The organism is Burkholderia sp. Bp9004 (assembly GCF_003858025.1).
Lineage (GTDB): Bacteria > Pseudomonadota > Gammaproteobacteria > Burkholderiales > Burkholderiaceae > Burkholderia > Burkholderia diffusa.
In genome coordinates this window covers 77,175-84,360 of the sequence record NZ_QTQD01000035.1, presented here as the reverse complement: position 1 = coordinate 84,360, position 7,186 = coordinate 77,175, and the positions used below count along the sequence as shown (strand labels likewise).

The 7,186-nt window shown below is 58.8% G+C and carries 9 protein-coding genes and 4 pseudogenes; 10 read left to right on the top strand and 3 right to left on the bottom strand.

From position 1 onward, the window contains the following. From DIE08_RS29565 to DIE08_RS36375, 8 genes and pseudogenes are all read left to right on the top strand, one after another. On the top strand, nt 1-885 hold an 885-nt coding region (locus DIE08_RS29565), incomplete at its 5' end, for an RHS repeat-associated core domain-containing protein (protein WP_185715912.1). Nucleotides 886-892: 7 nt separating this feature from the next. Further along, the gene (locus DIE08_RS29560; RefSeq protein ID WP_124627982.1) at nt 893-1,396 is read left to right on the top strand and encodes a DUF4265 domain-containing protein; all 504 of its coding nucleotides are present in this window, start codon (nt 893-895) and stop codon (nt 1,394-1,396) included. A 22-nt stretch (nt 1,397-1,418) separates the two neighbouring features. After that, nucleotides 1,419-1,520: pseudogene (locus DIE08_RS29555) on the top strand (RHS repeat-associated core domain-containing protein); the annotation flags it as partial. 126 nt (nt 1,521-1,646) lie between these two features. After that, nucleotides 1,647-2,009, top strand: coding sequence for an HNH/ENDO VII family nuclease (locus tag DIE08_RS36760; RefSeq protein ID WP_409360417.1), 363 nt, complete (start codon nt 1,647-1,649; stop codon nt 2,007-2,009). Then, nucleotides 1,948-2,547, top strand: a pseudogene (locus DIE08_RS29545) (RHS repeat-associated core domain-containing protein); the annotation flags it as partial. The gene DIE08_RS36760 and the pseudogene DIE08_RS29545, both read left to right, overlap by 62 nt. 391 nt (nt 2,548-2,938) lie before the next feature. Then, nucleotides 2,939-3,190: a hypothetical protein gene (locus tag DIE08_RS29540; RefSeq protein ID WP_239007272.1), complete on the top strand. Its 252-nt coding sequence runs from the start codon at nt 2,939-2,941 to the stop codon at nt 3,188-3,190. Nucleotides 3,191-3,239: 49 nt separating this feature from the next. Further along, nucleotides 3,240-3,449: pseudogene (locus DIE08_RS36755) on the top strand (glycohydrolase toxin TNT-related protein); the annotation flags it as partial. Nucleotides 3,450-3,464: 15 nt separating this feature from the next. Continuing rightward, the gene (locus tag DIE08_RS36375) at nt 3,465-3,692 is read left to right on the top strand and encodes a hypothetical protein (RefSeq protein ID WP_260436583.1); all 228 of its coding nucleotides are present in this window, start codon (nt 3,465-3,467) and stop codon (nt 3,690-3,692) included. Between the two features lie 137 nt (nt 3,693-3,829). Here the strand turns inward: DIE08_RS36375 and DIE08_RS29530 are convergent. After that, nucleotides 3,830-4,049, bottom strand: a pseudogene (locus tag DIE08_RS29530) (DotU family type IV/VI secretion system protein); the annotation flags it as partial. 51 nt (nt 4,050-4,100) lie between these two features. On the opposite strand from DIE08_RS29530, the gene DIE08_RS29525 reads away from it, so the two are divergent. After that, nucleotides 4,101-4,433, top strand: a complete 333-nt coding sequence (locus tag DIE08_RS29525; RefSeq protein WP_260436582.1) for a hypothetical protein — start codon at nt 4,101-4,103, stop codon at nt 4,431-4,433. Nucleotides 4,434-4,638: 205 nt separating this feature from the next. Further along, nucleotides 4,639-4,947: a hypothetical protein gene (locus tag DIE08_RS29520; protein WP_124905095.1), complete on the top strand. Its 309-nt coding sequence runs from the start codon at nt 4,639-4,641 to the stop codon at nt 4,945-4,947. 92 nt (nt 4,948-5,039) lie between these two features. On the opposite strand, the gene icmH is transcribed toward DIE08_RS29520, so the two are convergent. Next, nucleotides 5,040-5,822, bottom strand: a complete 783-nt coding sequence (gene icmH, locus DIE08_RS29515; RefSeq protein ID WP_059510562.1) for a type IVB secretion system protein IcmH/DotU — start codon at nt 5,820-5,822, stop codon at nt 5,040-5,042. Then, complete coding sequence (gene tssK, locus DIE08_RS29510) at nt 5,819-7,165, bottom strand: type VI secretion system baseplate subunit TssK (protein WP_059682129.1); 1,347 nt, start codon at nt 7,163-7,165, stop codon at nt 5,819-5,821. Before tssK ends, icmH begins: the two co-directional genes overlap by 4 nt. Nucleotides 7,166-7,186: the final 21 nt, after the last annotated feature.

The window sequence follows — 7,186 nt, the reverse complement described above, 5'->3', positions numbered from 1 at the left end:
CGGCGTATTGCGAAGGAGTTGAACGGCGAGCGGACGGTGTTCGGGTGGGATGGTGACACGCTGGCGTACGAGAGTGACGGCGAGCGCGCCACGCACTATCTCTACGAGCCGGGGACGTTCGTGCCGCTGGCCCAGTATGTGGCGGAACCGGTCGATGGGATCGTGACGCCGGAGTGGAAGAGTACCGACCGCTATGTGCCGGAGGAGGACCCGCTGCAGCAGGTGCCGGAGCGGCGTGGTGATGCTGCCCTGTTCTATTACCACTGCGATCAGATCGGGACGCCTCAATTGATGACCGACGGCGGCGGTGATGTTGTGTGGGAAGCGTCGTACATGGCTTGGGGCGAAGCGCGAGAAGTAATTGCGCGGGCGTCGAAGGCGGCGGGGATCGTGCCTAAGAATCCGTTGCGGTTTCAGGGGCAACAGGTTGATGCGGAAACGGGGTTGTACTATAACCGGCATCGGTACTACGATCCGAGCAGTGGACGGTTCATCTCGAAAGACCCGATCAGGCTCGCCGGTGGCATCAACGTCTATCAATACGTACCCGCGCCAACCGGATGGATCGATCCGCTTGGGCTAGCGCGCATCCCGGCGTCTGTCAAACAGAAGGTTGCTCAGGAGAATAAAGACTTCTTTGGAACGGAAAAGTGCGAGTGCTGTGGCACCGACGTGATTCCTGGCCAAAAGAGTCAACGCGGTGTCACACCTCCGGCGAACGAACGTCAGTTCGACCACGTCGAACCCGACTCGCTGGGTGGGGCGAACAACGAAAAAAACACCCAACTGCTCTGCCGTAAGTGCAATCGTGGCTTCTCGAATAAGCTGAAGGAAAATTTCAAGCAACTCAACCGTTTGGGGCGCAACCCCTGCGGAAACGAATAGGATCATCATGCCAGGCTTCGCAAAAATCGTGTTTCGTCTGAAGACTGACGCTGACGGATATCCGCCCGTTGGCTTCGAATCACTGTGGGGGGGGGCTCTTGGCGAGAATTCCTACGTGATCGACAACGTGCCTTACTACATATGTGGGGTGAGCAAAGGTGATACGGTCGTGACCGAGGAGATTGACGGCGAACTTGTTGCCGCTGGAGTAGTTGCTCGGGGGGGGCACTCGACCCTCCGGGTATTTGCGGAGGATGATGTAACCAGAAAGGCAATTGTCCAAAACCTCACGCAACTTGGAGCACAATGCTCAGTAACCGACGGGTTATCGCTCTTTGCAGTTGACATTGCTGCTGATGTCGAATTTCAGAGAATCGACGCCTTCTTGGCTTCACAATGCGATGGCGAGCACGTTGCCTATGAGGATGCATGCCTACAGCACGCGGGAATAGACAGCATGCGAACGGAAGAGTGTGCGTCACTAGCGACGGTACCATTGCGGCTCAATTAGCACGGGCAATTCCGTTGCGTGAGATACGGGCTTACACAATAACTGGCATCGGTATTCCGATCCCAGCACCGGGCGCTTCCTCTCGAAAGACCCGATCGGGCTCGCGGGCGGTATCAACGTTTATTAGTACGCGCCCAATCCAACTGGATGGGTTGATCCCCTCGGCTTGGCGCGTTGCCCTAATAGCGTTCTTGGCCGCAAGGTCAATCAAGACGACTCCTTGATTGACGCGACCACTCCCATCATTCAAATGAGCATCAATCAGAAGGCACTCAATTCGCCTAGCTTCGATAAGCTGAAGGGTATGATCAACAACGGTGCGACGAATGTGGACTTGATGAAAGCGGGCTATGCGCCTTTCGGGCCCGATGGCAATCAGGTAAATCTGCATCATGTGCTTGGTGACGAACCGGGACCAATCGTGGAGCTGTCCGCCGCGACGCATCAAAGGTATTACAAGCAACTTCACGGGTTGATTGACGATGGAGCCAGCTTCCGAAATGATCCAGCAGCCGCACGCGGATATGACCGGTTTCGTCGAAATTACTCGATTCGGCCGGCGTATTGCGAAGGAGTTGAACGGCGAGCGGACGGTGTTCGGGTGGGATGGTGACACGCTGGCGTACGAGAGTGACGGCGAGCGCGCCACGCACTATCTCTACGAGCCCGGGACGTTCGTGCCGCTGGTGCAGTATGTGGCGGAGCCGGTCGAGGGAATCGCGACGCCGGAGTGGAAGAGTACCGACCGCTATGTGCCGGAGGAAGATCCGCTGCAGAGGCTGCCGGAGCGGCGGGGTGATGCGGCGGTGTTCTATTACCACTGCGATCAGATCGGTACGCCGCAGTTGCTGACGGACGACGATGGCGATGTCGTGTGGGAGGCGTCGTACAAGGCGTGGGGCGAAGCGCGGGAGGTGATCGCGCGGGTGTCGAAGGCGGCGGGGATCGTCGCCAGGAATCCGTTGCGGTTTCAGGGGCAGCAGGTCGATGAGGAGACGGGGCTGCACTATAACCGGTATCGGTATTACGACCCGAGAGCTGGCAGATTTACTAGCCAGGATCCGATAAAGTTGCACGGTGGATCAAATAATTTTCAGTATGCGCCAAATCCTGTCGAGTGGACGGATGCTCTGGGGTTGGTAAAGCTCAGGGAAACAGATCCGAAAGGCGGATCGCTGAGTGACGTTCAGACTCGCTGTTGGTATAAGCGCGAAGAAAGCAGGATCGATCAGCAATTGTGCAGCTGTAAAAATTTGAAGGAAAGGGCGCGACTTGCGCATAAGTTGCGTAATCAAGCACGTATTCGAGCTAGACTTTTGATGGCCGACCGCGATGCTGCTACTGCTCTTTATACGGGGATCAATTCGCCGACTGGCAAGGCGGAGCCTATGCTCACCTGGAAGGAAACGGTTGCCAAGGCAAACGGTAAAGGCTATCAAGGCGATGACGTGTACAACTACATCATTGGATCGTCCAAGCGATCGAGACCCGGTGTTGACAAGATGACGATTGGGGATCTTGACTGTAATAAGGTGCTTAGCGATGCGGGAATTTAATTCGAAGGATTTGGATGCTCTGGATTTCGAGCGTGTTTGCAGTGAATTGCTCGCGGGAAAGGATGGAATTTCCCTCGAAAAAGTCGTCCATATACCGGAGGCCGATATTTTGCGCTGCAAGTATAAAGGTAAAGACTTCAATGTGAAGTTTGACTTGGATTACGGGGTTTCTCTTGAGGCAGTGAGCGATTTTTCTGTTGGCGAGCTTGAGGGCGTTGCCAGAATTTTGACGGCCTAGTAGACGATGCAATCGAGCTCGCTCCAAAGAAATTCTAAGTGAGCAATGACTGCCGGGGAGCCCCGTCCGCATTTTTGCGGGCAGGGCGATTGCACGAACGCTTCCGCCCGGATCGAATGAAGAGCCTTGCAACATGTATGAGGTGGCAAAGCCGATTGAGAATGTAGTAGCGGGGAAAATTGCACCATGGTCCGGTGAGCTGGGCTTCGGTACGCAGTACAAGCTACCTAAATCGGTTGGAGACTTGGTGGAGTCTAGTCACCTTAGGAGATGGATGAATAAGCAAGATCTACAGAATGCGCTTGATGCGGTAGGTGCACCACGAGATAGCTACTGCCTTGGAGGTGAAAAGGATGAGGCTTTATGTCTTGCGGAAAATTATGGGCACTGGTACGTGTACTACAGTGAGCGCGGACAACGTACTGAGCAGCAGTCATTCGACTCGGAGGCAGCCGCTTGCGCTGCTTTCTTGATGCGGCTTCGGAAGATGCTTCGTATTTGAGTTGGGCTGCACTTTAACCGGCACGGGTACTATGTGGAGCGAGGCACCGCAAAGACCGTCCCGTTTTCGGGATAGTGCACTGGGCGGTCCTTCTTCCATGAGGCAGCAACAGAGTTCGAACGACGAGGCAACGCCCTTTAAGGCAACGAAATCGTCAAATTCGCCGACTCCGGCCCGACCTTGATGACCTGCGAATAAGGCGCCAACGCCTGCAGAGTCTTGTCCTTGAGACAAGTATTGAGCCCGAGACACCCGAGCAGGGGCCACGAGCGCGAACACCGCCCCGATCGCTCAAACCGGCACGTCGCGTTTCAACCGGTGCGCGATCTGATCCGGCAGCGGCCAATGCGGCGCAAACGCAACAGACAATGACTACGTGAAGACGCTCGTGAACGTGAAGGTTAGAAAATGATGCTGATCCCGAAGAATGAAACCGTCGTGATCGATATTGCGAGCAACAGGTGCGTTGTCCTTTCGGATGTGCCTGCGCACGTCTCGAAGTTGCAGACCGCTGGATTCCATAAACAGGGGGATCAATGGATACGGCCGATTTCCGACGATGCGGACCGCCAGCATCTCGTGAGAATGCTGATGGAGCTCAACGCACTCTTTTCGGCCGGACGAGACTGGAGTCCGCAGGAGCTCGTCGAGCATTACCGGGAAAACGGAGCAGTCACGGCGCCTTATCGTTCGGTATCGTGGGTGAAGCCCGACGAGTATCGTATTGTCGAGCATGGCTAGGTGCCGGCCGGCGGCGGCCGCGCGCCATGCTTGGCCCGCGCCTTCCCGGTATCCTGGTGATGAGTCGAAGATGTGGCGAAGATAGCCGCCGGCCAACCTTATGCATCCGCTATTTGGCACAATCGCGGCTCGCTGACGCGGGCGCTACAACGCATGTGCGTCCACCAGCCCGTTACATTTCCCTTAGTTACCACCGCCTTACCCCATGTCGACTATCACCGCGACCGAAGTGTCGTTGAAACACGTTCTCGAACATCCCGGTGACTTCACCGGGCGGCTCTGCCTACCACCGACGCCATGGACGCCCGACACGAGCGGTGTCTTCTTCGAAGACGCGAAAGACGGCGCAGTATCGGATGCTGCAACCCCGCCCGGCTGGCGCGTAACGCTGAACAGCGCGACGATCGAGGACATCGTGATCAACGCACATGATCAGGTCGACGAACCGAGCATCGCGCAATTGTTCGACGCGTTCGTGTACTACGTCGAAAACGACGAATTCATTCTGCTCTGACGGCGCATCCCGCACGCCACAGTAAAAAAGGACCGCCGGGCGGTCCTTTTCCACGAAGCAGCAGCCGCGTTAAAACGACGACTCAACGCCTCTCAAGGCAACGAAATCGTCAAATTCGCCGACTCCGGGCCCACCTTGATGACTTGCGAATAAGGCGCCAACGCCTGCAGCGTCTTGTCCTTGAGATAAGTATTGAGCCCGAGATACCCGAGCAGGGCCACGAGCGCAAACACCGCCCCGATCGCCCAGACCGGCACCTCGCGCTTCAACCGATGCGCGATCTGATCCGGCAGCGGCCAATGCGGAGCGAACGCGGCGCGCTTGCCCTTCATATGCGCGATCTCGTCCCCCAGCCGCGCGGTGAGGTAAGCGAGCTTTTCCGGCCCTTCGAGCAGATACTTGCCCTGGAACCCGAGCAGCAGGCACATGTGAAACACCTCGAGCGACTGCAACCGCGCCGCGCCCTGCGCCCGACATTCCTCGAGATACTGAAAGAACTTCTCCCCCGCGAGCTGCTCGCCGAACAGCACGAGTTGCAGCGGCCGGCGCTCCCAGTCGGTGCGGATCTTGAACTGCGACGACAGCACCATCTCATCGACGGCCGCGCAGTATGCGAACTTCGCGCCATACACGTCCTCGGCCGGGATGTTGAGCTTCTTCGCGCCGCGCTCGAAGTCCGACAGGAATTCCTGGATCTTCGTACTGAACTCGCTCGCGCTGTCCGGCTCGCGACCGTTCTTGAGCAGGAACAGCATGAAAAACCCGTCGTACAGCAGATCGAGCAGCGAACGGGCCTGGAACGCGGCGTCGGTCGACGCCGGGGTATGCAGCGGAGCCGGCGTGTTGTCGCCGAACAGGGAGGGCGCGTAGCTCATGATGTGACCGCGATCAGTTCGAATTTCAGGTCATTGATGCCAGTCGGCGCGTAGATCATCGCGGACTGGGCCTGCAGCATGCGCTCGTACAGCGCGCCGCGCGAATCGAGCTGGAAATAGCATGCACCGGGCCGCACCGGAATCGCGGGCGGCACTTGCGGCATGTACGACAGCCGCACGCCGGGCATGGCCGACAGCACGAGCTTGTCGACGTCATCCGGCGCGCCGACCTTGAAGCGGGCCGGCACCGCGTCGATGAGCTCGACGTTGGGCATGTCCGCGGACACGGCCAGGTAGAACTCGGTCTTGTCGTCGATCTTGCCCGAATCGAGGCGGCCGAGGTGGAACGACGGACGCACCTCGTCGAGCGTGATCGCAAAGTAGCGCGTCGAGATCACGGTGTCGAGCAATTCGCGCAGCATCAGGTCGAGGCGCGCGAAGCTCGGCCCCGGATCGTCATGGCGATACACGGGCAGGTCGGCAAGCGTGTAGCCCTTCGAAAACGTCATCAGCTGGCCCGCGAGGCGCAGCAGCTCCTGGAAAAGCCGTTCCGGATGCAGCGCCGCATGCTGGTGCAGGTGCGCGAGCGTCGCGAACGCGGCGTTTGCGGTGTGCAGCAGCCAGAACGATGCGATGTCGCCCGAACGGAATTCGATGATGTTCTTCGACGGCTCACGGTGAAAACCGTACAGCGCGTTCACCTTCGCCTGCAGCGCGTCGACGAGCTGGCGCAGCCGCTGGTGCAGGATCGGCGAAGCGTCGATCGCGAGGCACGGCGGCACGAAGCTGTCGTCGATCTCGAAGCCGGACGTCGCGGTGCGGCGCACGCGCACGAGCGGCACCGACAGCAGCTGGTCGCGCGGCTCGCTGTGCGCGATCAGCTTGACCTGCGTCTTGAGGAACGTGATGTCGGCTTCGGCGGCGTCGGTGAAGTTGTCGGCAACGCTCGTCTGCTCGCTGACGAAACGCGTCATGAAGCCGGCGGCCGGATCGTCGCTGTAGTTGGTGCCGTTCTCGCGCAGCGGGTGCAGCGCGAGGTAGAACACGAATTCGTTGATGCCGTCGGGCAGCGTGTCCAGCGCGATCGGCGGCGGCAGGTCGTCGGCTTGCGGCGCGGCATACAGCGCGCCGTCCGGGAACACGAGCGCAAGCTCGGCCACGCGCAGCACGTTGCTGCCGAGCGCATCGCGGTCGATGCGCACCGAGCGCACGCCCCAGTTGTACGGCTGGATCGCCTGGATGGATTCGAACAGGCGCGCCTCGTGGTAGGCGTCCTGCCGCTGAAAATGTTGGGGCCGGAGGAACAGCCCTTCCCCCCAAAGCACCTTGGCCGAATAACTCATGTCAAATCCGGTTAATGTCGC

Coding starts and splice junctions, on each gene's coding strand:
- DIE08_RS29560 (WP_124627982.1), top strand. CDS start 893: ATGCCAGGCTTCGCAAAAATCGTGTTTCGTCTGAAGACTGACGCTGAC.
- DIE08_RS36760 (WP_409360417.1), top strand. CDS start 1,647: ATGAGCATCAATCAGAAGGCACTCAATTCGCCTAGCTTCGATAAGCTG.
- DIE08_RS29540 (WP_239007272.1), top strand. CDS start 2,939: ATGCGGGAATTTAATTCGAAGGATTTGGATGCTCTGGATTTCGAGCGT.
- DIE08_RS36375 (WP_260436583.1), top strand. CDS start 3,465: ATGAATAAGCAAGATCTACAGAATGCGCTTGATGCGGTAGGTGCACCA.
- DIE08_RS29525 (WP_260436582.1), top strand. CDS start 4,101: ATGATGCTGATCCCGAAGAATGAAACCGTCGTGATCGATATTGCGAGC.
- DIE08_RS29520 (WP_124905095.1), top strand. CDS start 4,639: ATGTCGACTATCACCGCGACCGAAGTGTCGTTGAAACACGTTCTCGAA.
- icmH (WP_059510562.1), bottom strand. CDS start 5,822: ATGAGCTACGCGCCCTCCCTGTTCGGCGACAACACGCCGGCTCCGCTG.
- tssK (WP_059682129.1), bottom strand. CDS start 7,165: ATGAGTTATTCGGCCAAGGTGCTTTGGGGGGAAGGGCTGTTCCTCCGG.